We start from the raw sequence: 21,572 nt of genomic DNA, 5'->3' as shown, positions 1-21,572 counted from the left end.
AAGCAAATGAAACTTAGAGGTTACACGTTGGGAATTCTGTCGGCTGTTTCTTATGGTCTGATTCCGATTTTTATTCTGCCTGTCAAACAGGCGCACTTTTCTATGGATATAACCTTGTTTTACAGGTTTTTCTTTTCAGCTTTAATGGTGGGTGGTTATCTGATTTATTCCCGACAAAACTTCAGGCTCAATAAAAAGGAAGCCCTTATATTGGCTATTCTGGGAATATGCTATGCGCTTTCTTCAGAGTTTCTGTTTCTGGGTTATGATTTTCTGACTCCAGGGATAGCATCTACCGTACTGTTTATATATCCAGTCATTGTAGCCCTGATTATGTTTTTCTTTTATAAGGAAAGACTTACACGGCTCTCTGTATTTTCATTACTTCTTGCCTTTGCAGGAGTTATTGTTTTATGCTTAAAAGGAAACGGATTAGAAATTAATTTTGCAGGTTTAGGAATTGTAATGCTAAGTTCTCTTTTTTATGCACTTTATATGGTTATTGTGAACAAGTCAAATCTGAAAGTATCAGGATTTAAGCTTACTTTTTTTTCCATGTTTTTCACTTCCATGTTTTTCATGACAAAAGCAATGATCGGGCATGAATCATTTGCTATTCCTTCAATGTCTGTCTTTCTGAGTTTCCTCATTTTTGCATTTCTCACTACGGTTATCTCCAGTCTTTGTCTGGTGTATGCCATTAAATATATAGGTTCTACACCTGTTGCAATTCTGGGTGCTTTGGAACCGGTAGTAGCGGTATTGATCAGTGTCTTGATGTTTCATGAAAAATTCACCAATAACTTATTGATCGGGATAACACTAATCCTGTTGGGAGTGACTTTAAATGTAATTACGGATCGTAAAAACCTGAACCACGCATAAATTAAACTTTGGAATTCTTTAGTACTAGCAATTTTTTACTCGCAGGTAATTTCAAAAATGATATAAATAAGATCATGAAATCTGATTAAAAAGTAACCATTCATATCTATTGGTGTGATTGAAAAAAAATATTCAATAATCCCTTCCGGCCTCTGGTATAACAAAATTTATCTGACTATATTGCAGCTGTCTATTGATAGGTGTTCCCCTTCTATAACAGATATATTCATTTATTATAAAAGCCTATGAAAGAATTACAGAAACTTACTAAAGATCAATTATATAATAGAATTAAAGAGAAATCAGAAACCTTATACCACATCACCCATGAAGCTCTGGAAAACAATTTTTTCAATGAAAGTGCTTTAGATGAAGAAAGTCTTGCCGAATTTCTCGAAATGCTGGATGATGAAACCGCAGAAAAAATAAAAGAAGCTTCTCTCCACATCAATAATGAAGATGACGCTCCTGAAATTATTCTTATAGAAAATGATATCAATACTTCTCTTGAACTGATTACCGGTGAAGGCGAAGGATATAAAATCATTCTTATAGAAGATAACCTTCACTTATCCAAAAAATTATTTGTTGAAGATTACATTGTCCTTATTGTTACAGGGAACATACAGGCAGAAAATATTATTGTGAACGGTTCATTGTACTGTTCCGGAAATGTTACCTCCAAAGTAGTATTCGGAGCATCGGGCAATGATAATGAAACCTATATTGGAGGAAGTATTATGACCTCACTCATTGCAGAAAACGGGCATTATACAGTGGCTGAAGGAAATATATATTCCAGATACTTAATCAGTTTTCATAATGAGATAATCGGAAAGACCGGAAAATTTATCGAAAATATAAGTCTTGAGAAACCCAGTGAAATTGGATTATTAAAAGACGAAATCCTTGATGAAGACGGATATTTTGATGAAGATTCTTTTTTAAATTTTATTGACAGAAATTCTCCGGATGCTTTGTTTAATAAACCGACTTATTTGTTTTAGCAGAAACTCTTTGTCATTGAGAGGGTCATAAAGCAGAATCCTAAAGACTTTTTCTTCACTGTTTATAATCAGGAGAAAAAATTTTTTTCTAAAAAAACTTTAGAATAACTTTGCAAAAAATTTCTGTTGAAAGACCTGCTTCTTATTACTCCGCCTTTTACCCAACTTAATACTCCTTATCCTGCAACGGCTTATATTAAAGGATTTTTAAATACCAAAAATATTTCCAGCTATCAGGCAGATTTGGGGATTGATGTTATTTTGGATTTATTTTCAAAAGAAGGAATTCAGAAGGTTTTTAATAAAGAAATTGATCTTCAGAACACCTCTGAAAATTCTCAGAGAATCTATGCCCTAAGAGAAGAATATTTAAAGACTATTGATCAGGTTATCCCTTTTTTACAAGGAAAAACACCTACACTGGCAAGGCAGATCTGCAGTATGAACTTCCTTCCCGAAGCTTCCCGCTTCAACCAACTGGATGATATGGAGTTTGCTTTTGGAAATATGGGTCTTCAGGATAAAGCCAAACATTTGGCGACTTTGTATTTAGAAGATATTTCCGATTATATTGTAGAAAACATTGATGCTGATTTTGGTTTCAGCAGATATGCAGAACGTCTTGGAAAGAGTGCCAATTCTTTTGATGAATTATATTCAAAATTATCTGGTGAACCTACATTTATTGATGCGTTTACCTTAAAAATTCTTCAAGAAAAAATAGAAACGGTTCAGCCAAAGCTGGTTTGTTTTTCAATACCATTTCCTGGTAATCTGTATTCCGGTTTCAAATGCGCCCAATGGATTAAAAAACATTATCCTCATATTAAAACGGCTATGGGAGGCGGATTTCCCAATACGGAATTAAGAGAAGTTAAAGATCAGAGAGTATTTGAGTTTTTTGACTTTATTACCTTAGACGATGGTGAACTTCCATTGGAACTTCTTTATCAAAATTTAGAAATTTCCGCTGAGAAAGGAGAATTTAAAAGAACTTTTCTTATCGAAAATAATGAAGTTGTTTATAAGAATAATTCTAAAAGGCACGATTTTAAACAATCTGAAATAGGAACGCCTGATTATACAAATTTAAAACTGGATCAATATATTTCCGTTATCGAAATCGCCAATCCCATGCATAGTTTATGGAGTGACGGCAGATGGAATAAACTGACAATGGCGCATGGATGCTATTGGGGAAAATGTACATTCTGTGATATTTCTTTAGACTATATCAAGATCTACGAACCTATTTCTGCTAAAATTCTGGTAGACAGAATTGAAGAATTGATCCGTACCACAGGGGAAACCGGATTCCATTTTGTGGATGAAGCGGCACCACCAGCTTTAATGAGAGAAGTAGCTCTGGAAATTCTCAGAAGAAATCTTGTTGTTACCTGGTGGACTAATATTCGTTTTGAAAAAAGTTTCACCCGTGATTTATGTTATCTTCTGAAGCTTTCGGGATGCGTTGCTGTTTCCGGAGGACTTGAAGTGGCCAGTGACCGATTGCTGAAATTAATTGACAAAGGTGTTTCTGTGGAACAGGTTGCCAACGTAACAAGAAATTTTACAGAAGCCGGTGTTATGGTTCACGCTTATCTGATGTATGGCTACCCTACCCAAACGGTTCAGGAAACTATTGATTCTCTGGAAATGGTTCGGCAGATGTTTGAGATGGGAATTCTTCAAAGTGGTTTCTGGCATCAGTTTGCTATGACAGCCCACTCACCTGTTGGAATAAACCCGGAAGATTTTGGAGTGATTCCGGTAAAGCAGGAAATTTTGTTTGCCAATAACGACATCGACTTTAAAGATAAAACCGGAATTGATCATAACAAATTTAGTTTCGGATTAAAAAAATCTCTGTTCAATTATATGCATGGAGTAAATTTTGAGCTCCCTCTTCAGGAATGGTTTGATTTTAAAATTCCAAGAACATCCATCCATCCGGATTACATTCACGACTGTCTTTTGGAAGATGGGCAGTTTAGTCTGAAAGGAAATTCAAAAGTGGTCTTTTTAACCAAAAATGTAATCGCTGAGAATCGCGTAAAAAATAAAAAGAAATACTCTGGTACATATACGTTACTTACATTCCACTTAAAAACCAATATTGTCAAGGTTGAGCTGGAACAGGAAAAGGCAGAATGGCTTATGAATGTGCTGGAAGAAAATGCTATTGAAAATTCTAAAAAACCTACTATTCAACAACTTAAGAATCAATTTGAGGAAAGTTTTGAAGATTTTGAGTTATTCTGGTTTTCAAAACCGATGCAGCAATTGAAGGAAAATGGAGTCATTTTAAGTTTATAAAAATTTTCATTTTTTTCTCAGGGATTTTTAAAATTGGTGAATTTTCCATGAATTCTTATTTTTCGGAATAAATAAGATGTGTTTTGATTACCCTATAATCTCTCACAGATTTCACAGATTACACAGATCTTAGTTTTGATTTAAGAGAATAAAATCTTCTATTTTTCATACTGAAAGAATCAAATCCATATTTCTAACTACCATATAATGAAATGGCAAAATATTCCCCTCCTCCGGAGGGGTGGCAAAAATTCAAAGAATTTTTGACGGGGTGGTTTGTAAAGACGAACGACATATCTATAAGTTTTGGCTAAAGCCCGTTCCTATTGATAGAAAATTCTTTGATAAATTAATTAGGCGTTTCTTTTGTTACAGTCCCTACAGATACTTTTTCCTGTATTTTAATAAAGTTTGGATCCATAATAGCCATACGTTCCGCCAATGCTTTGTAGGTAGGGAATTTTAGAATAGAAGCTCTTCCTGACATTTCCTTGTAGAGGGTAAAAGATTTTCCTCCAGCTGTTTTCAGCTGTTTTGTAGTCGTGATATATCTTCCGATAAGCTTGCTTTTGGCATCATAGATCTCAATATCTATTGGAGTTTTATCCATGATCGTTTCTTCTGAGCCGAAACTTACAGGTAAATTGGTAAAATATCCTACCGGAACACCATTACTAAGGATCTCTCCCACTTTATTAACCTCAATATTCATCTTATCGATCTTCTTTCGGATAGTATAAGCATCTTTCGTTTTAGAATCCAGTTTTCTCTTGGGTACATTGGAAAAAAGCTCATCAAGGTTTTTGACATTGATTCCTTTATTATCAATGATCTTAAGATCCTTCACTGACGTAAATACCGCAGATCTCTCTTCCCCGGAAAATGCAGAAGGTGATGAATAATCAATTTCGATGGTTTTGTCCCTGTTATATACCCTGTTGACACTGATATAGCTGTCGCGAACAGAATCAACGATACTTTTATCAATGAATTTTATAGTATACATCGGAGTTTCCTTCAGATCCATAAAAGTATATTCACTGGATTTGTTGGAAAGCTTAGCTACCGGAATACCGTCAAGATTAATAATTCCTCTCTTGGTTTTGATATTCTGGGCATGGAGGAAAACACCCAGAACTGTAAATAATATGATTATGCCTTTCTTCATACAATCAGACTTTTACAAATAAAAAAAGTGTAACACAAAGTTACACTTTCTTGAAAATATATTTAGCTTTTCATTTAATTATTCACAAAGGATAATGCCTTTATTATGATTAAATTCTACAACACCGCTTTTGATAGCATAAGCAAAAACAGAGTCTTTTCCAGCTTCTTTAGTGAAATTTTTAGCAAAAGCCTCATCAATAGAATTAGCAAAAAGCTTTACATCACCTCCGATTAAAGAAGAAACAATTCCCGCGTGGTTTTTCATGATGTGAAATTCACCATTTTTTCCAGGCAATAATACTGAGTCTACTTCTCCTTCAAAAACTACGTATTCTGGTGTTAAAATTTTTATATTCATTTAATTTAGATTAAAAGATTAAAAGATTGAAGATTAAAAGATTTTTGACAAACATTATATGTCTCTCATCTCATGTCTAAAAATCTTATGTCTAATTATTAAGCGTTTTCAGCTAACATTTTTTGTCCTGCTTCGATAGCTTCTTCGATGGTTCCTTTCAAGTTGAAAGCTGCTTCTGGTAAGTGATCTAATTCACCATCCATAATCATGTTGAATCCTTTGATAGTATCTTTGATGTCTACCAATGATCCTGGGATACCTGTAAACTGTTCTGCTACGTGGAAAGGCTGAGATAAGAATCTCTGAACTTTTCTTGCACGGTAAACCACTGATTTATCTTCCTCAGAAAGTTCTTCCATACCAAGGATTGCGATGATATCCTGAAGTGCTTTATATCTTTGAAGGATTTCTTTTACTCTTTGAGCACAGTTGTAGTGATCGTGACCGATAACTTCCGGAGCAAGGATTCTTGAAGTAGAAGCTAATGGATCTACCGCTGGATAGATACCTAATGAAGCAATCTTTCTGTCAAGTACCGTAGTTGCATCCAAGTGAGCAAACGTAGTTGCAGGAGCCGGGTCAGTTAAGTCATCCGCAGGTACGTATACCGCTTGTACTGAAGTAATTGAACCATTTTTAGTTGAAGTAATTCTTTCCTGCATCGCACCCATTTCAGAAGCAAGAGTTGGTTGGTAACCTACCGCTGATGGCATACGACCAAGAAGTGCAGATACCTCAGAACCAGCCTGTGTAAAACGGAAGATGTTGTCTACGAAGAAAAGTACATCTCTACCTTGTCCGCTTTCTCCACCATCTCTGTAGTACTCAGCTAATGTAAGACCAGAAAGTGCTACTCTAGCTCTTGCACCTGGCGGCTCGTTCATCTGTCCGAAAACGAATGCAGCTTTTGAATCTTTCATAGCTTCTAAGTCTACTTTAGAAAGATCCCAACCTCCGTTTTCCATAGAGTGCATGAAATCATCACCATACTTGATAATACCTGATTCCAACATCTCTCTCAAAAGGTCATTTCCTTCTCTCGTTCTTTCACCTACTCCGGCGAATACAGAAAGACCTCCGTGTCCTTTTGCAATATTGTTAATCAACTCCTGGATCAATACTGTTTTACCTACTCCAGCACCACCGAACAATCCAATTTTACCTCCTTTTGCGTAAGGCTCAACTAGATCGATTACTTTAATACCTGTAAATAAAACTTCTGCAGAAGTTGAAAGTTGATCAAATTTTGGAGCTGGTCTGTGAATTGGAAGACCACCATCCTTAGAAATATTTTGAAGTCCGTCGATAGCATCACCAACAACGTTGAATAGTCTTCCGTTTACAGCCTCTCCGATTGGCATCATAATAGGATTTCCATATCCAATTACATCTTGACCTCTCTTAAGACCATCAGTAGCGTCCATTGCAATACATCTTACTGTATCTTCGCCAATATGTTGTTCTACCTCTAAAACTACTTTTTCACCGTTTTCTTTTGTAATTTCTAACGCGTCATAGATTGCTGGAACAGCTTCCACATCTGTGAAGACAACGTCGATTACCGGACCAATAATTTGAGAAATTTTACCTTTAATTTGGTTTGCCATTGCTAAATTTTTTCTTGGTGCAAATATAGTGATTCTTCATAAACCCGCAATTGGTAAAAAAAAGATTTTTATCATGCTTTTTAAGAGATGAATGAGTTTACGCTATACGATGTAAAATTCAATATTTATCATTATATTTAACAGCAAATTTGTAATTCAGCCGTTTGTCATTATTATAGTATAATATAATGTAGGATATTTTTCAAAATTTTTCATTTTCAAATTTTCAGATTCCCTCGGTTACATTAAAAATAAAGGTTTTATATTTGCAATCAAAATTTTTCCGTTTTGAAAGTTTTCAAGAATTTTACAGATTACTCCTCACAGAAGCCTCTAGCATTGTCTTTAGGTATGTTTGACGGGGTGCATCTAGGGCACAAGAGTATTATCGATGAACTGACTAAAATAGGTACAGAAAACAATCTGGAAACTGCTATCCTTACTTTTTGGCCGCATCCAAGATTTGTTTTTAATCCAAATGAAGATTTAAAGCTTCTGAATACGCTGGAAGAAAAAAAACAGCTGGTTGAGAAATATGGCATTGATAATTTGTTCCTGAAAGAATTTGATGAAGAATTCAGAAATCTTACCGGAGAAGAATTTGTACGTCAGATTTTAATTGATAAACTCAATGTAAAATACCTTATTATAGGATATGACCATTCTTTTGGAAAAAACAAAAGTGGAAATTTTGAGCTTCTTCAAAAACTGTCGAAAGAACTTGGTTTTGAGGTAGAACAAATGGAGGCAATCAATATTCATGAAAATAATATCAGTTCTACGAAAGTGCGTAATGCGCTTTTAACAGGAAATATTAAAGAGGCCAACGAAATGCTGGGGTACACCTACTCTGTTTCCGGAACTGTGGTTCACGGGAAGAAAATCGGAAGAACCATCGGATATCCAACCGCTAATATTGAAACAGAATCCATCAAGCTTTTACCTAAGAAAGGAGCTTATATTGTAGAAGTATTCGTAAAAGGCAACCAATATAAAGGAATGCTGAGTGTAGGAACCAATCCAACCGTAAACGGAGAAAAACTCACTGTGGAAGTTTATATCCTTGATTTTGATGATGATATCTATGATGAAAAGATTACAGTAAGTTTCAGGGATTTTCTTCATGATGAAATCAAATTCGAAGGTCTTGAAAAGTTGATTGAAAGGCTGGATGAGGATAAAATAATAACAGAGAAATTTAATTTTTAAGATATAAAAAAGGCTATTCAGTGATGAATAGCCTTTTTGCTTATTTTAATACTTTTAAGTAGATTTTCTGGGTCTCATTATTCAGTTTCACATTCGGGAACTGTTTGTCGTAATCAATAAAGATATCTCCTTTTTCATCTGCTTTTCCGTTTCCGTCAGAGTCCCAGCTTATGGTTACATAATATTTTGCAGGACCGGCAGGTTTTGGATTAATCTTGCTTTCAGCATCTTTTGGTACCGGAAGATCAATGGTAAATGGCACTGATTTCTGCTCAAATTCTTTTTCCGTAATTAAGCTGGCAGGTGCGTCAGCCAGTTTTTCATCCATTCCGTATAAACTTACTTTAAGCTTTGGATTTTTAATGGTAAAATTCTCTGTACCGGAAAATTCCAGTTTAATATTTTCGGAAGAAGTTTCAGAAGCTGAGACAGCCGAAGTTGGGTTCTCAGTAGTGCTTTTACTTTGTGGCTTGGTGCAGCTTGACAACATTAATGTCCCTGCTGCGGCGAATAATAAAAGGTAGTTTCTCATTTGTTCTTTATTTTATTACTATTAAATGTATATTTCACTGATAACAGATAACAAATTTCGTACCTCAATCTTTTTTATTTTTTATAAAGAATTCACTTCATTCTGAGCTTTCTTGGTCAGGGATTTAAAAACCAGATCATACGAGTGGTCAATCAGTTTAAAGATCAAATCTCTTTTTAATCCATCAACAGTTACAGAATTCCAGTGGGTCTTATTCATGTGATAAGCACCTGTAATCTGAGGATATTGCTCACGAAGCTCTGCGCTCCACTCCGGATCTGTTTTTACATTAACACCTAACGGCTGTCTTTCAAGCCCCATCAGTAAAAACATTTTGGTGTCTACTTTCATCACAAGAGTTTCATTATCAAACGGAAAACTTTCCGTAACTCCTTTTTTGGCAAGACAGTAATCTAAAATTTCGTTGGCATCCATATTCAATATGAGTAATGAGTGGTAAATAATTAGTAATGATTAAATGATATAATTCTTTAATCTTTAATTCAAATTTAGTAAATTTAAGAAAGAAATAATCTCACAAAATCACAATTATTATGAAAGCTCTGGTAATAGGTGCTACAGGCGCTACAGGAAAAGATCTGGTGAATCAACTATTGAATGACAAAGAGTTTGATGAAGTGGATATTTTTGTCAGAAAACCTATCGATATTCAGAATGATAAGCTTAAAGTTCATGTTGTGAATTTTGAAAAGCCCGAAGAATGGAAAGATATGGTGAAGGGAGATGTGGCGTTTTCGTGTCTGGGAACTACTTTAAAGGATGCCGGAAGTAAGGAAGCTCAGAAGAAAGTAGACTTTGATTACCAGTATGAATTTGCGAAAGCAGCGAAAGAGAATGAAGTAGAAGATTATATTCTGGTATCCGCTTATGGAGCCAATCCACAATCCAAAATTTTCTATTCCAGGATGAAAGGTGAGCTGGAAGAAGCTGTAAAACAACTGCATTTCAATAAGATTACTATTTTTAAACCGGGAATGCTTGAACGAAAAAATTCTGAAAGGACGGGAGAAGTTTTAGGCAGCCGGATTATAAAGTTTGCCAATAAACTGGGATTGTTGGAAAGTCAGCAGCCTCTGCCGACTGATATTCTGGCAAAGGCCATGATTAATTCTTCGAAAATAAAAAGCAATGGTTATTCCAGCATCAAACTGGGAAATATTTTCTGTTTTGCTGAGAAAAGCAATGAATAATATTTTAACTGATTTTCTGTTTTGTTGTATCAATAACCTGCTTAATCCATTGGTAATCCGGTAATTTTTTTAGTTTAGAAATTAATTCATGAGGAATATTTTTAGTTCCAATCAATGTTCCCGCAATTTGTCCGGCAATTGAAGCATTGGTATCTGTATCTCCTCCAGAACTGATAATTTGTTTAAACATTTCTTCCATACCTAAATCAATAATTTTGGTTGAACAGTAAATTGCGAAAGGAACTGAATTAACAACATAACCATTATTGCCCAATTTTGATATTTCTGAAATTGAAGAATTATTTCCTGCTGAATTAATTTCGATTAATCTGTCTTTTATATTTGTATCAGGAATTTCCGGAATAATAATATCAAAAAGATTATTGTTTCCATTCCAATCAGAATTTAGGATCGCTTTTATAGAAAGAAAAACAGCTAAAGCTCCAGAAAAGGCTTCATCATTTCTATGTGTAACCTTACATGCTTCGTAAATATTTTGTCTTGTAATATCTGAGAAAAAAGCAAAAGGAGCAATTCTCATCGCTCCTCCGTTTCCTGCGGCAAATTCTCCAATTCGTCCAGCCTGACTCCAATGAATACCAGCTTCAGTATCTAAAATTGCCTTAAGTGTAGAAGCGCCAATTCCTGTTAATTTACGGCTTCTATAATATTTTATAAATTTATTGATAAGATTTTCAGGGGTAAAGCTATTCTCAGACAAAACTTCACAAGTTGCCAAAGTCATTTGTGTATCATCCGTAATACTCCAGACTCTTTGCTTTATGCTCCTTTTTCCTAAATAATAAACATGTGAATCATCAGTTTCTACTTCATTTTCATAGCTGCTTCCCCATGCATCTCCAATTGCTCCACTAATGATGCAAGCTTCAAACTGATCCAAAGAATCCATTGTAATAATCTATTATTTCAGATACTTTGTAATCGCCACATCAGTAGGCTTTGTAGTACTTACAAAAGAATCAATCAGTTTTCCGTTTTCGTCCACCAGAAATTTAGTGAAGTTCCAAAGGATACTTGTATTCTTTACACCGTTTAATTCCTGTTCTGTTAAATATTTAAAGATAGGTGCAGTATCATCCCCTTTTACAGAAACTTTAGCAGCCATTGGGAATGTTACTCCATAGTTTTTCTGGCAGAAAGTTCCGATTTCGGTGTTGGTTCCAGGCTCCTGTCCTCCGAAGTTATTAGCAGGGAAACCTACCACTACCAGTTTATCTTTATATTCTTCATACACCTTTTCAAGATCTGCATACTGTGGTGTAAATCCACATTCTGAAGCGGTATTGACGATCAGGATTTTCTTTCCTTTAAAATCTGCAAAATTGATCTCTTTACCATCAAGACTTTCTACTTTGAAGTCGTAAATTGTTTTTCCCATAAGTTCGTTGGTTTTGGCTTTTGAAATTTCACTTTTTTGATTGGTGCAGCTTTGCAGGCAAGCCATGAAAGAAAGCAGCATTAAAAAAATATTTTTCATTTTTTATTATTTTGTACCGCGAACTGCAGTTGTATTAAAACTTGAAAATATTAGCCGGAAATACTTTGTTGATGTCTATTCTGTTTAATAACATCACATAATCTCCGTCTTTTTTAGTACTGGAAGATTCTATTCTGAAAGGCATTGTAAGGCTTCCTACTTTTTTAAAATCAGAATAGACAAGCGTTTCATCTTTTTTCACTTCTTTTATCAGCATATAAGTCTTTGTATCAAAGTAATACATATTCTTATTAACATTCTTGGTAAGTTCCACTTTATGGCAGTAGATCTCTCCTACTTTTTCTTTTCCAAGGTATTTGGCATCAAATCCTTTATTTTCCCAGTCTATGAAGTCATTATCAAAACTTTCCGGCACATATTCAGGATATTCCTGAAGTTTGTTGGCGGCATAGTTCATGGCATATCCTTTGGAACCGTCAAAACCTTCAATAGCAGTTTCTTTTCCTCCGGTAGTAATCAATGTTTTAGTAAGATTTGGACGCTGTTGAAAAATTCTTATCGGATATTCATCTTTGATTCCCAATACTACTTTTCCCTGAAGCAATACTGAATTCAATAGTTTCCAATTGGTTAACCCTCCGGATAATTCAATGTTTTTATCTATAATTTCCTTTGCGGTCTGTCCGAATATCACATGTGAAAATATCAGTCCAAATACTAATAGTAACTTCTTCATTAATTTTATTTATAAATTCAAATATAGGGGGATTTATGTAAAATTGCAAAAAAGGCTGATGGGCAAATTTGCTCTGCTGCCTCTGATGGTTTTAGATTAGCTTTCGGGCTTTTTCCAGATCTTCAGGGGTATCAATCCCTACTCCTACGAAATTGGTTTCTATCATTTTGATTTTCATTCCATATTCAAGATAGCGGATACATTCAATCTTTTCGGATATTTCCAAGGGTTTCATAGCCAGTTTTGAAAACTGCAGCAATGCTTCTTTTCTGAAAGCATATACTCCAATATGTTTAAAATAACTTACATCATAAGAAACCTCTCTGTGAAAAGGAATTACGGAGCGGCTGAAATACAAAGCGAAACCATTATTATCTGTAATAACTTTTACATTATTAGGGTTTTCAATTTCTACTTTTTCATGCAGTTGTATTTTTAAAGAAGCTAAGGATATTTCCTGCTGAACATCATGTTTAAAAACTTCAATCAGCTGATGTAAAGGTTCCAGTTTAAGGAAAGGTTCATCTCCCTGAACATTGATCACGATATCACAGTCAATATGCTGTACTGCTTCAGCAATACGATCACTTCCTGTTTCGTGCTGCCCTGTCATTACGGCTTTTCCTCCGTTTTTTACAATTTCATCAAAAATAATTTCGGAGTCTGTTGCCACAAATACCTCATCAAACAGCCCGGTTTCCACTACATTCTGATAAGTTGTGGTGATAACGGTTTTTTCTCCTAAAATCTGCATTAATTTACCCGGAAAACGGCTTGCTTCGTAACGGGCAGGGATAACAGCGATTATTTTCATTCAATACAATATTAAGTAATTCTTTTTAAATCAGCAGGTTTCATTCCGGCATGTACAAAAAGCCTGAATACTCCTTTTATCTTGAGATCAAATGTAGTGAAAAGTATCTTATTTAGGATACAAAACAGAGAGTTCAGCAGTTTAAAAAGAGAGTTTTACCCCTACCATATTGTATTCCCATTGTCGGGATGCGATAAAATTGAGATTATATTTGGTCTTACCTATAGTTCCTTCTGAAGATGTATATCTGCTTTTTGAGATTGTTTTTCCAATAAAATATCCCATTAATAAGGCTAACGGATAGTCTGATGCCCAGTGAACCTTACTTTGCATCATTTGAAAGCATAATGCTCCGGCTAATGTATATCCTACCGGTTTGATCCATTTGGCATCCGGATAATTATCTGCTATCACGGTGATACCAGCCATAAAGGTTGTCAGGTGACCAGATGGCATTGCATCATAATTCGAGGTATTTTTGCTGAACGCTGAAAAGCTGGGAAACGGATTCCATGCTCCTCCTTTATGTCCGTATTCTTCGGCAATAAATGGGCTTTCTCTTCCGGTGATTCTTTTAAGAGTCTGGGTGAACACTCCGGAAAGAATTAAACTTTCCATCAAACCGCTGGCGGTAGCCTGTGCTCTGTAATCATTTTTAATCAATCCATAGGTTCCGAAACCAATGCCCAACAATACTAATGTAGAACCGTTTCCTATAAGGTAGAGGGCAGATCCTACATCTTTTGGAATTTTAAATACTCCACCCACTTTGTTGTAGTTATTATCTTTATCCATTCCCCATTTTTCTGCCAGCTCTCTTGAATTATCAATCAGTTTCTGGTCAAACGGCAGGAGAATAACGGTAGCTGCTACTGCTCCTCCCAGATAATAAGCATGATCTTTGGCAACAAAATCTTTATTGGTATCGATAAAGTTTCTGGGTAATTTGGTTACAAAATCTAATAATTTGGGTTTGGGATAGGTTCTGACAGATCCGTCTTTTAGGGTGTAAGTTTGTACTTTTGGCAATCCGAGTTCCTCTGGGAGTCCTTTTACCTTCAATGTATCAACTTCTTGTGAGCATACCAATATTGAAACTGGTAAGAGTAGAAATCTCAGTTTTTTCATCGTGTAATTTTCGACTTTATTATATTTAGGTGTGTAAAAGCCCCAAAGGTAATTCCTAGTTGAGTGTAGACAAAGTTATTATTTAACTTTTAATATTTATTTAATTTTTTATAAAGCAAGAATCTGTTATCAGTTTAAATATTTGATCAAAAAAATAATTCCGTACATCCAGGAAATATACAGAAAAGAATAAAAAAGTCCGAATCCAAAACTTTTTAATAAAGTCTCTTTACACTTTCCGGAATTTTTAAATATTAGGTAAAATCTTGTTTGATTGGTGAAATATAACTGATAAAAAATAAAGCTGTCTTTTGGGGGACAGCTTAACTTTTAATTTTCGATTGAATTATTATCTTTTTTAAAAGCTTCAATCATTTGATCTCTTCTTTCCTTTGTAAGAGTTTTACTTTGTGGATACGGATTATTTTTAAATTCTTCTCTTTTTTTAATATACTGTTCCTTTGTTACCGGAATTCCTTTCTGTAAAGGTTCAACTTCAACCGCTTTTTTTACAATTCCAACTGCTGTAAACGAATGAAATTTATTTTTATCACTAACTTCTAAAACCAAGCCTGTCAAACCTTTAAATCTATAGGGCCTCTCAGAAATTGGAATATCTTCTGTGTACCAAGCTGTGAAAACTCTATTACCGAATTTTGTGGTAGCTTTATTACACTTATATCCAAGAATGGTTTTTACGTCTTTATAGTTAGTGTTCCAATTCAAATAAGTATTTTCAAATGTAAAGAAATCGCGATTTATATTAGAAGTAAAATAAATTTTAGAATCTTCCCTATATATAGAATATCCAACTTTATATTTTGGTAATTCAGCAGCTTTAATTTCAACGTTACTTGATGTTTGGGCAGCAGCAGTTGCTTTTTTTACCGCCTCTCTCGCAGCTGCATATTGTTGGCTATAAAAAATAGAAGACTTGGAATTAAAATCTAAAAGCATAAGCTCTTTAAACCGATGATTTGGGTCCGTGTCTGTTGTGTCCCTTACAAAAGAATATTCATACTGAACTTCGAGTTCTGAAACAGACTTATTACTTTTTTCCTGGGAAAACAAACAAGTAAAAGAAAGTAGTACTATTATTAAAAAGTATTTACGCATCCTAAAGTTTAAATTATTCTATTACCACATTCCTGCCATAATAGGGTTAGTAAAAGGAGCAGAACATTCATCTTCCATTTGTTGCAAATCGGTCAAGTAACAATCAGGTGCGTCGTTTGCACCGACTTCAATAGTTTGTGTATATCCACAAGATGATGTAAGAGTAATTGAAAAATAATTAAAAAATCGACTTAAAAGTAAAAAAATAAATCAAACGACAAAGGATTTATTTTTTATGTTAAATCGCTAAACATCAATCACTTTCAACAATTATAAATAGTGATTTATTTTCGTTTACGTTAACCCTAAGGTTATAATAAAAGATTTTTTTAAAGTGTTTTCATCTGGGATTAAAACGTCATTACACTTAAAGAAACAGCCTAAGTGGATGCCATTATATGATTGCTTTAAAACTCATTTTTACGACTTTCGATTTTCCTGATCATCATTTAATAAAAAACGCTTCGACTCCGCTCAGCGTGACACCGTTAATACTATTGTTTATTTTAACGATGCCATGCTGAGCAGAGTCGAAGCCTATATTTTTATTTAAAGATTACTTTAAATTATTCAAAGCACTTTCCAGTTTTGGAAGCATTACTTTGATTTCATCTACTGCTAATCCTCCTACAGAAGCACGGAACCAAGGTTCTGATTTCTCTTCTCCGAAGGCTGAGAATGGTACTAAAGCCACTCCTGCATCATTGATTAGGTAGAATACAAGGTCTGAAGAGTTTTCAATAACAGATCCGTCTGGTTTTGTTTTTCCGATATAGTCTAATTTAATAGTAAGATAAAGTGCTCCCATTGGTTCAATGCTGTCAACAGCAAGCCCTTTTGCTTTTAAATCCTGAACTCCGTTGTGAAGAACTTTTAAGCTCTCTTCAAGTTTAGCTTTAAAATCATCAACGAAAACATCTACATTCTCTGGGTTTTCATAGAATTTAGCGGTTGCTTCCTGCTCCGGTTTTGGTGCCCATGCTCCAACGTGGGTAAGAAGCGCCTTCATTTTATCAAGGATATGAGCCGGACCAAATCCCCATCCAACACGTACTCCTGTTGCAGCAAGGCATTTTGAAATACCATCGATATAAATGGTATAGTCTTTCAATTCAGGGAAAAGAGAAACCGGATCTACGTGCTCAGCACCGAAAGTAAGGTTAGAATAGATCTGATCATACATCAGGTACAACGGTTTTTCGTCTGCTCCTCTTTTTTTATTTTCAGCGATTACCAATTCACAGATTTCTGAAAGCTGCTCTTTTGTAAACATTGTTCCTGTAGGATTCAATGGTGAACAAAGTGCCAATAATACTGCTCCATCCAAATGAGGTCTTAAATCATCTGCAGTGGGAAGGAAATTGGTTTCTGGTTTTGTTTTTACTTCTACAGCGTTGGCTGAAGTAAGGTAAGCATAATGGTTATTATTCCATGATGGTGTAGGGTAAACTACTTTATCTCCTTCGTCTACGATGGTTTTGTATACGGCATAGATCAAAGGTCTTGATCCTGCTGTGATCAAAATATCCTCTGGAGAATAATCAAGATTCCATCTTTTTTTAAGGTCTTTGGAAACTTCTTTTCTTAAAGATAAAAGTCCGTTTGCAGGCGGATAGTTCGTCAGATTATTCTGATATGCTTTCTGAATCTCTTCCTTCAGCAATGCCGGAATAGGATAGATATTAGAATTCAGATCACCAATAGTAAGATTGGCAATTTCCGCTCCTTTTGCTTTTAGATCATTTACTTCGTTACCAATTTTTACAATTTCAGAACCGATCAGGTTCGCTGCTAATTTTGAAACTTTCACTTTTTCTTATTTTAAATTTATATTATCGTTCTCCATTGATCTTCTCATCTATCTGATCTACGGGCGTTTGCGCATCAAAAAGAAGGATTATTTCTTTTGCTTTTTTTGCCGTACCGGAATTTGGATATTTTTTGATAATCCTGTTGAATTCCGCTCTGTTTTCATCGTTTAGTTTTCCTGTTCCTTTGTCGTGATCTCTTTCATAAGTAGGAGTATTATCCATTCCTAAAAGGTAATCAGACAGATAGTATTGATAATCCTGTTTTACCGTCTTTATAAGCTTGCTATCAGGATATTTGTTCATAAAATTTTCCCAGAACATCAGTCTGTCGCCCAATTGTTCCCAGGTAATTATCAACCCTGCATCTGCGGCATAATTGGTTTCACTTTCTTTGTCAGTTTGTAAAATATAGGCCTCGTAATCCGGAGTCACTTTATTCTTAAAAAGAGAGGAATAGTATCCGGGAACCGTCCATATTTCGGTCATCCCTTCTCCTACTTCCCTGAATTCAAGATTTGCTTTCTTGAGTTCTGAGGCTATTTTTTTAACGTTATCCGGAAGATTATACTGATCCTTATCGTAGTTATAATAATTCACGTATTTATCTAAAACATCAGTATGCAGGCTCATCAGACATTCTGTATACTTTCCTCTTATTTTTAAATAATCTTCATATACTTTATCGTTCTGTTCCGGACTGTTGCCAGCCATTTCTTTTTCGATTTTTGTCCGGTACCATTGAAGGGATGTGATGTAATCCTCAGTTTTATAAGAGGGAGAACATGCTGTATCTATCGGTTTGTACTGATCTTCTTTGGTTCCTGTTACCGCAATCGAGTCATTTTCCGGCTTTGTATCCGAAACTGCAGTTTCCTTTTTACAGGAAACTACGGCTGCAGACAGTAAGCAAACTGCTATTATTTTTTTGATCATCAGCTGTTTCAGAGAATTAATCCAGTTTCAAATCTGTTTTAACGGCTCCAATTTTAGCTTCCAATGATTGTAATTTGTCTCTGAAATCTGCTTCTGAAGTAATGGAATCTTTCACTGAAACATAGAACTTGATTTTTGGTTCTGTTCCTGAAGGTCTTACGCATACTTTTGTTCCATCCTGTGTGTAATAGATTAATACGTTAGACTTTGGAATATCATTCATTACTTTTTTCTCATTGGTAGAAATGGTAAGGCTTGTCTGCTCTTTAAAGTCCTTAACTTCTTCCACCAGTGAACCTGCCAGTTCTTTTGGAGGGTTTTCACGGAAGTTTTTCATCATATCCTGAATCTCTTCAGCGCCTTCTTTCCCTTTTCTTACAATGTTGATCAATCCTTCATAATACATTCCAAGATCTTCATAAATCTCGATCATGTACTGATACATTGTTTTTCCGTTCGCTTTACACCACGCAGCAATTTCGCAGGCTACAAGAATACTTCCACAAGAGTCTTTGTCACGAACGAAGTCTCCGGTCATAAATCCGAAACTTTCTTCACCACCGCATACAAATTTCTGTGTTCCTTCTGCTTCACGGATCATTTTTCCGATCCATTTGAATCCGGTAAGACCTACTTTACATTCTACTCCAAACTTCTGTGCAATATCAAAGAAGATATCTGAAGTTACAATCGTAGAACCAATAAATTCTTTTCCGGTAATTCTTCCCTGCTTTCTCCATTCATTCAGGATGTAGTAAGTAAGGATGGTATTGGTTTGGTTACCGTTCAGTAATTGCATTTCACCCTCAAGGTTTCTTACTGCAATACCTAATCTATCCCCATCCGGATCTGTTCCGATAACAATATCAGCATTGGTAATTCTTGCCAGATCCATTGCCATTTCCAGTGCAGCAGGCTCTTCCGGGTTTGGAGAATCTACGGTAGGGAAATTTCCGCTTGGGATCATCTGTTCTCTTACAAGATCTATTTTTTTGAATCCTGCTTTTTCTAACGCTTTAGGAATCGTAGTATAGGTAGTTCCGTGGATAGAGGTGAAAACAATATTTAAGTTTTCTTTTCCAACATTCTGATACGTAGAGTTTTCAATACATGCATCGATATACACATCATCCTGCTCCTCTCCGATCCATTCGATCAGATCATCATTTCCGTTGAATTTAATTTCTTCGAATTTTACTGAATAAACTTCGTTGATAATTGCTTCATCATTCGGTGGAACAATCTGTGCTCCGTCATTCCAGTATACCTTGTAACCGTTATATTCCGGCGGGTTGTGAGAAGCTGTCAGTACTATTCCTCCGTTACATTTTTTATCACGAACGGTGAAAGACAATTCCGGAGTAGGTCTGTGATCTTTGAAAAGCAATACTTTAATTCCGTTGGCTGTCAGAACATCTGCTACCAGTTTTCCGAATTCTTTTGAGTTATTACGAACATCATAAGCAATGGCCACTTTAATTTCTTCTCCTTTGAACTGCTGCAACATATAATTTGCCAATCCCTGAGTAGCCTGTCCTAATGTATATTTATTCAAGCGGTTGGTTCCTACTCCCATTATCCCACGCATTCCTCCGGTTCCGAATTCCAGTTCTCTGTAGAAAGAATCTTCCAGATCAGGGGAATTGCTGTCGATTAATGCCTGTACAGCATCTCTCGTTTCTTTATCGAAGGTATCACTTAACCAAAGTTTCGCTTTTTCTAGTGTATTCATAATTTATGTGTAAGTTTTTTAAGCTGGAAGAAGGAAGCTGGAGGCTGGAAGTTATATCCTGCCTAGTTTCAAAATTCCTGCTTTGTTTTATTTATTTTATTTTTTATGTTTAAAACTGGGAAGAAAATGTTCAATCTGGAAAACAAGAAGTATGAAAAACTAACATTACTTCCAGCTTCTCTCTCCCAACCCAATCTATTCTTTTATCTGATTTCTAAAAGCAACAATCTGGTTCATCAAATTATAGCTTTCATTATATAGTTTACTAAATTCTTCTTCTGTAATATATTCTCTATTTTTTGCTTTATATAAACAGGTGACTGTTTCTGCCAAAGACCGAATTGAATATCCTAAAAATTTTTTAAACTCTAATTTTGACTGCAAAATACTTCCCTCAGAAATATTTAATGCAATCGAATCGGAAGCTCTTCTTATTTGTGAAGTTAAATTAAACATTTCATCCTTTGGAAATTTTTGAGATAATTTAAAAATAAGCTCTCCGAAATCCATAGATTTTTGCCAAATTATTAACTTTTCAAATTTAAAGCTCATATTTCTTTTTAGGCTGGAAGAAGGAAGCTGGAGGCTGGAAGTTATATCCTGCCTGGCTTCAAAATTCCTGCTATGTTTTTATTTTTTATGTTTTAAAGATGGGAAGCAATTTCTAATCTGGAAAACAAGAAGTATGAAAAACTAACATTACTTCCAGCTTCCAACCTCCCACTTCCAGCTAAAATTACTCTAATTTCTTATTCTCAACCTTAGTCGTTTTATCAATTTTGAATGCTCTGATTGGGTCATTATAATAGATAAATTTTGCTGTATTCTGAATATGTCCTTTCAACGAATCTTTTACATTTACTTCTGCATAATTTCCGTTTTTAGAATCAATGTTCAGGTTCGTAATTTTCCAGTAAGGAGCAATTAAACTTGCTGTATCTGATATTTTCACAACAGCTTCTTTAGACAACCCTAGGAAATTAGCACGGCTTCTGTTATGCATTTCCACCTCTGCTCTTCTGGTGTTTACAGATCCCATGAAGCTTGCGCTATTTTTCATATTAAGTCTGAAATTGTCAGTTTTGATTTCACTTGAAATATTAACTTCAACAGAATCGGAGATAGCCACTTTTTCCAGATTATATTTTGAATAAATTGTCACATTATAGAAATCAACTCCCTTTGTTCCTCTTTTTTCTTTGATGAAAAGTGTTTTATCTTTTACATCCACATCCAGGTTACTGGCTACATTTGGATAGGTTTCAATTTCTACAAAATTTTTCGGGCCTTTGGCATAAAATACACGGAATTTCCCTTCCAGATCAAGGTTCACGAATTCCGATACATCCACATCTTTCTTTTCAATATTTCCTTTTGGGGAAACTTTTCCACAGGAAACTACTGCCATCAGCATCAATGTGTATACAACTTTTTTCATATTTAATTTTAAATATTCTATATTACAATCGCAACGATCTTTACTGAAAATCTCTAAAAGCTTTTTTCATGTCTCTCACAGGACTTTCAATATTATTTTGAACAAAAATA

21 protein-coding genes are annotated in these 21,572 nt (G+C 35.0%); 5 read left to right on the top strand and 16 right to left on the bottom strand.

Annotation, left to right across the window (positions count from 1 at the left end):
- Nucleotides 1-6 precede the first annotated feature (6 nt).
- The 3 genes from ACWPWS_RS04405 (at nucleotide 7) to ACWPWS_RS04395 (ending at nucleotide 4,208) form a co-directional block, all read left to right on the top strand.
- The gene (locus tag ACWPWS_RS04405) at nucleotides 7-885 is read left to right on the top strand and encodes a DMT family transporter (protein WP_454045621.1); all 879 of its coding nucleotides are present in this window, start codon (nucleotides 7-9) and stop codon (nucleotides 883-885) included.
- Nucleotides 886-1,130: 245 nt separating this feature from the next.
- On the top strand, nucleotides 1,131-1,892 hold the full coding sequence (locus ACWPWS_RS04400) for a hypothetical protein (RefSeq protein WP_454045620.1): 762 nt from the start codon (nucleotides 1,131-1,133) through the stop codon (nucleotides 1,890-1,892).
- Between the two features lie 126 nt (nucleotides 1,893-2,018).
- Complete coding sequence (locus ACWPWS_RS04395) at nucleotides 2,019-4,208, top strand: B12-binding domain-containing radical SAM protein (RefSeq protein WP_454045619.1); 2,190 nt, start codon at nucleotides 2,019-2,021, stop codon at nucleotides 4,206-4,208.
- A gap of 349 nt (nucleotides 4,209-4,557) precedes the next feature.
- Here ACWPWS_RS04395 and ACWPWS_RS04390 read toward each other — a convergent pair whose 3' ends face one another.
- The 3 genes from ACWPWS_RS04390 to atpD form a co-directional block, all read right to left on the bottom strand.
- Complete coding sequence (locus ACWPWS_RS04390; protein ID WP_454045618.1) at nucleotides 4,558-5,376, bottom strand: hypothetical protein; 819 nt, start codon at nucleotides 5,374-5,376, stop codon at nucleotides 4,558-4,560.
- A 78-nt stretch (nucleotides 5,377-5,454) separates the two neighbouring features.
- Nucleotides 5,455-5,736 (bottom strand): FoF1 ATP synthase subunit delta/epsilon, encoded by a 282-nt coding sequence (locus tag ACWPWS_RS04385; RefSeq protein WP_103292663.1) that lies wholly within the window; start codon nucleotides 5,734-5,736, stop codon nucleotides 5,455-5,457.
- Nucleotides 5,737-5,834: 98 nt separating this feature from the next.
- Nucleotides 5,835-7,343: a F0F1 ATP synthase subunit beta gene (gene atpD / locus ACWPWS_RS04380; protein ID WP_105682200.1), complete on the bottom strand. Its 1,509-nt coding sequence runs from the start codon at nucleotides 7,341-7,343 to the stop codon at nucleotides 5,835-5,837.
- A gap of 288 nt (nucleotides 7,344-7,631) precedes the next feature.
- Between atpD and ACWPWS_RS04375 the strand changes: the two genes are divergently transcribed.
- On the top strand, nucleotides 7,632-8,552 hold the full coding sequence (locus ACWPWS_RS04375) for a bifunctional riboflavin kinase/FAD synthetase (RefSeq protein WP_454045617.1): 921 nt from the start codon (nucleotides 7,632-7,634) through the stop codon (nucleotides 8,550-8,552).
- Between the two features lie 40 nt (nucleotides 8,553-8,592).
- On the opposite strand, the gene ACWPWS_RS04370 is transcribed toward ACWPWS_RS04375, so the two are convergent.
- Together ACWPWS_RS04370 and ACWPWS_RS04365 are read right to left on the bottom strand one after the other, a co-directional pair.
- Nucleotides 8,593-9,084, bottom strand: coding sequence for a hypothetical protein (locus ACWPWS_RS04370; RefSeq protein WP_454045616.1), 492 nt, complete (start codon nucleotides 9,082-9,084; stop codon nucleotides 8,593-8,595).
- An 81-nt stretch (nucleotides 9,085-9,165) separates the two neighbouring features.
- The gene (locus ACWPWS_RS04365) at nucleotides 9,166-9,519 is read right to left on the bottom strand and encodes an MmcQ/YjbR family DNA-binding protein (RefSeq protein WP_209784315.1); all 354 of its coding nucleotides are present in this window, start codon (nucleotides 9,517-9,519) and stop codon (nucleotides 9,166-9,168) included.
- 119 nt (nucleotides 9,520-9,638) lie between these two features.
- Here ACWPWS_RS04365 and ACWPWS_RS04360 point away from each other — a divergent pair, with 119 nt between their 5' ends.
- Complete coding sequence (locus tag ACWPWS_RS04360) at nucleotides 9,639-10,295, top strand: NAD(P)H-binding protein (RefSeq protein WP_454045615.1); 657 nt, start codon at nucleotides 9,639-9,641, stop codon at nucleotides 10,293-10,295.
- Nucleotides 10,296-10,299: 4 nt separating this feature from the next.
- On the opposite strand, the gene ACWPWS_RS04355 is transcribed toward ACWPWS_RS04360, so the two are convergent.
- From ACWPWS_RS04355 to ACWPWS_RS04305, 11 genes are all read right to left on the bottom strand, one after another.
- Complete coding sequence (locus ACWPWS_RS04355; protein ID WP_454045614.1) at nucleotides 10,300-11,205, bottom strand: ADP-ribosylglycohydrolase family protein; 906 nt, start codon at nucleotides 11,203-11,205, stop codon at nucleotides 10,300-10,302.
- Nucleotides 11,206-11,217: 12 nt separating this feature from the next.
- Complete coding sequence (locus tag ACWPWS_RS04350) at nucleotides 11,218-11,793, bottom strand: glutathione peroxidase (RefSeq protein ID WP_309513171.1); 576 nt, start codon at nucleotides 11,791-11,793, stop codon at nucleotides 11,218-11,220.
- A gap of 34 nt (nucleotides 11,794-11,827) precedes the next feature.
- A complete protein-coding gene (locus tag ACWPWS_RS04345) occupies nucleotides 11,828-12,490 on the bottom strand; it encodes a histidine kinase (protein ID WP_209784312.1) in 663 nt (220 codons plus the stop codon).
- Nucleotides 12,491-12,581: 91 nt separating this feature from the next.
- A complete protein-coding gene (gene kdsB / locus ACWPWS_RS04340) occupies nucleotides 12,582-13,304 on the bottom strand; it encodes a 3-deoxy-manno-octulosonate cytidylyltransferase (protein ID WP_454045613.1) in 723 nt (240 codons plus the stop codon).
- Between the two features lie 141 nt (nucleotides 13,305-13,445).
- Nucleotides 13,446-14,432: a phosphatase PAP2 family protein gene (locus tag ACWPWS_RS04335; RefSeq protein ID WP_454045612.1), complete on the bottom strand. Its 987-nt coding sequence runs from the start codon at nucleotides 14,430-14,432 to the stop codon at nucleotides 13,446-13,448.
- A gap of 330 nt (nucleotides 14,433-14,762) precedes the next feature.
- Nucleotides 14,763-15,548 (bottom strand): GLPGLI family protein, encoded by a 786-nt coding sequence (locus tag ACWPWS_RS04330; RefSeq protein WP_454045611.1) that lies wholly within the window; start codon nucleotides 15,546-15,548, stop codon nucleotides 14,763-14,765.
- A 556-nt stretch (nucleotides 15,549-16,104) separates the two neighbouring features.
- Nucleotides 16,105-17,358, bottom strand: coding sequence for a pyridoxal phosphate-dependent aminotransferase (locus ACWPWS_RS04325; RefSeq protein ID WP_209784307.1), 1,254 nt, complete (start codon nucleotides 17,356-17,358; stop codon nucleotides 16,105-16,107).
- Nucleotides 17,359-17,380: 22 nt separating this feature from the next.
- Nucleotides 17,381-18,292 (bottom strand): hypothetical protein, encoded by a 912-nt coding sequence (locus tag ACWPWS_RS04320; RefSeq protein WP_454045610.1) that lies wholly within the window; start codon nucleotides 18,290-18,292, stop codon nucleotides 17,381-17,383.
- A 16-nt stretch (nucleotides 18,293-18,308) separates the two neighbouring features.
- Entirely contained in the window at nucleotides 18,309-20,024 is a 1,716-nt protein-coding gene (locus ACWPWS_RS04315) for a phospho-sugar mutase (RefSeq protein WP_454045609.1), read from the bottom strand.
- A 195-nt stretch (nucleotides 20,025-20,219) separates the two neighbouring features.
- Complete coding sequence (locus ACWPWS_RS04310; protein ID WP_105682185.1) at nucleotides 20,220-20,576, bottom strand: four helix bundle protein; 357 nt, start codon at nucleotides 20,574-20,576, stop codon at nucleotides 20,220-20,222.
- A 184-nt stretch (nucleotides 20,577-20,760) separates the two neighbouring features.
- On the bottom strand, nucleotides 20,761-21,462 hold the full coding sequence (locus ACWPWS_RS04305; protein ID WP_454045608.1) for a GIN domain-containing protein: 702 nt from the start codon (nucleotides 21,460-21,462) through the stop codon (nucleotides 20,761-20,763).
- Nucleotides 21,463-21,572: the final 110 nt, after the last annotated feature.

This window comes from Chryseobacterium sp. Marseille-Q8038 (assembly GCF_965111995.1).
This window is presented reverse-complemented; position numbering and strand designations above follow the sequence as displayed.

Excerpts from the sequence above, each read along its gene's own strand:
- ACWPWS_RS04405 (WP_454045621.1), top strand. The coding sequence starts at position 7 with ATGAAACTTAGAGGTTACACGTTGGGAATTCTGTCGGCTGTTTCTTAT.
- ACWPWS_RS04400 (WP_454045620.1), top strand. The coding sequence starts at position 1,131 with ATGAAAGAATTACAGAAACTTACTAAAGATCAATTATATAATAGAATT.
- ACWPWS_RS04390 (WP_454045618.1), bottom strand. The coding sequence starts at position 5,376 with ATGAAGAAAGGCATAATCATATTATTTACAGTTCTGGGTGTTTTCCTC.
- ACWPWS_RS04385 (WP_103292663.1), bottom strand. The coding sequence starts at position 5,736 with ATGAATATAAAAATTTTAACACCAGAATACGTAGTTTTTGAAGGAGAA.
- atpD (WP_105682200.1), bottom strand. The coding sequence starts at position 7,343 with ATGGCAAACCAAATTAAAGGTAAAATTTCTCAAATTATTGGTCCGGTA.
- ACWPWS_RS04370 (WP_454045616.1), bottom strand. The coding sequence starts at position 9,084 with ATGAGAAACTACCTTTTATTATTCGCCGCAGCAGGGACATTAATGTTG.
- ACWPWS_RS04365 (WP_209784315.1), bottom strand. The coding sequence starts at position 9,519 with ATGGATGCCAACGAAATTTTAGATTACTGTCTTGCCAAAAAAGGAGTT.
- ACWPWS_RS04360 (WP_454045615.1), top strand. The coding sequence starts at position 9,639 with ATGAAAGCTCTGGTAATAGGTGCTACAGGCGCTACAGGAAAAGATCTG.
- ACWPWS_RS04355 (WP_454045614.1), bottom strand. The coding sequence starts at position 11,205 with ATGGATTCTTTGGATCAGTTTGAAGCTTGCATCATTAGTGGAGCAATT.
- ACWPWS_RS04350 (WP_309513171.1), bottom strand. The coding sequence starts at position 11,793 with ATGAAAAATATTTTTTTAATGCTGCTTTCTTTCATGGCTTGCCTGCAA.
- ACWPWS_RS04345 (WP_209784312.1), bottom strand. The coding sequence starts at position 12,490 with ATGAAGAAGTTACTATTAGTATTTGGACTGATATTTTCACATGTGATA.
- kdsB (WP_454045613.1), bottom strand. The coding sequence starts at position 13,304 with ATGAAAATAATCGCTGTTATCCCTGCCCGTTACGAAGCAAGCCGTTTT.
- ACWPWS_RS04335 (WP_454045612.1), bottom strand. The coding sequence starts at position 14,432 with ATGAAAAAACTGAGATTTCTACTCTTACCAGTTTCAATATTGGTATGC.
- ACWPWS_RS04330 (WP_454045611.1), bottom strand. The coding sequence starts at position 15,548 with ATGCGTAAATACTTTTTAATAATAGTACTACTTTCTTTTACTTGTTTG.
- ACWPWS_RS04320 (WP_454045610.1), bottom strand. The coding sequence starts at position 18,292 with ATGATCAAAAAAATAATAGCAGTTTGCTTACTGTCTGCAGCCGTAGTT.
- ACWPWS_RS04315 (WP_454045609.1), bottom strand. The coding sequence starts at position 20,024 with ATGAATACACTAGAAAAAGCGAAACTTTGGTTAAGTGATACCTTCGAT.
- ACWPWS_RS04310 (WP_105682185.1), bottom strand. The coding sequence starts at position 20,576 with ATGAGCTTTAAATTTGAAAAGTTAATAATTTGGCAAAAATCTATGGAT.
- ACWPWS_RS04305 (WP_454045608.1), bottom strand. The coding sequence starts at position 21,462 with ATGAAAAAAGTTGTATACACATTGATGCTGATGGCAGTAGTTTCCTGT.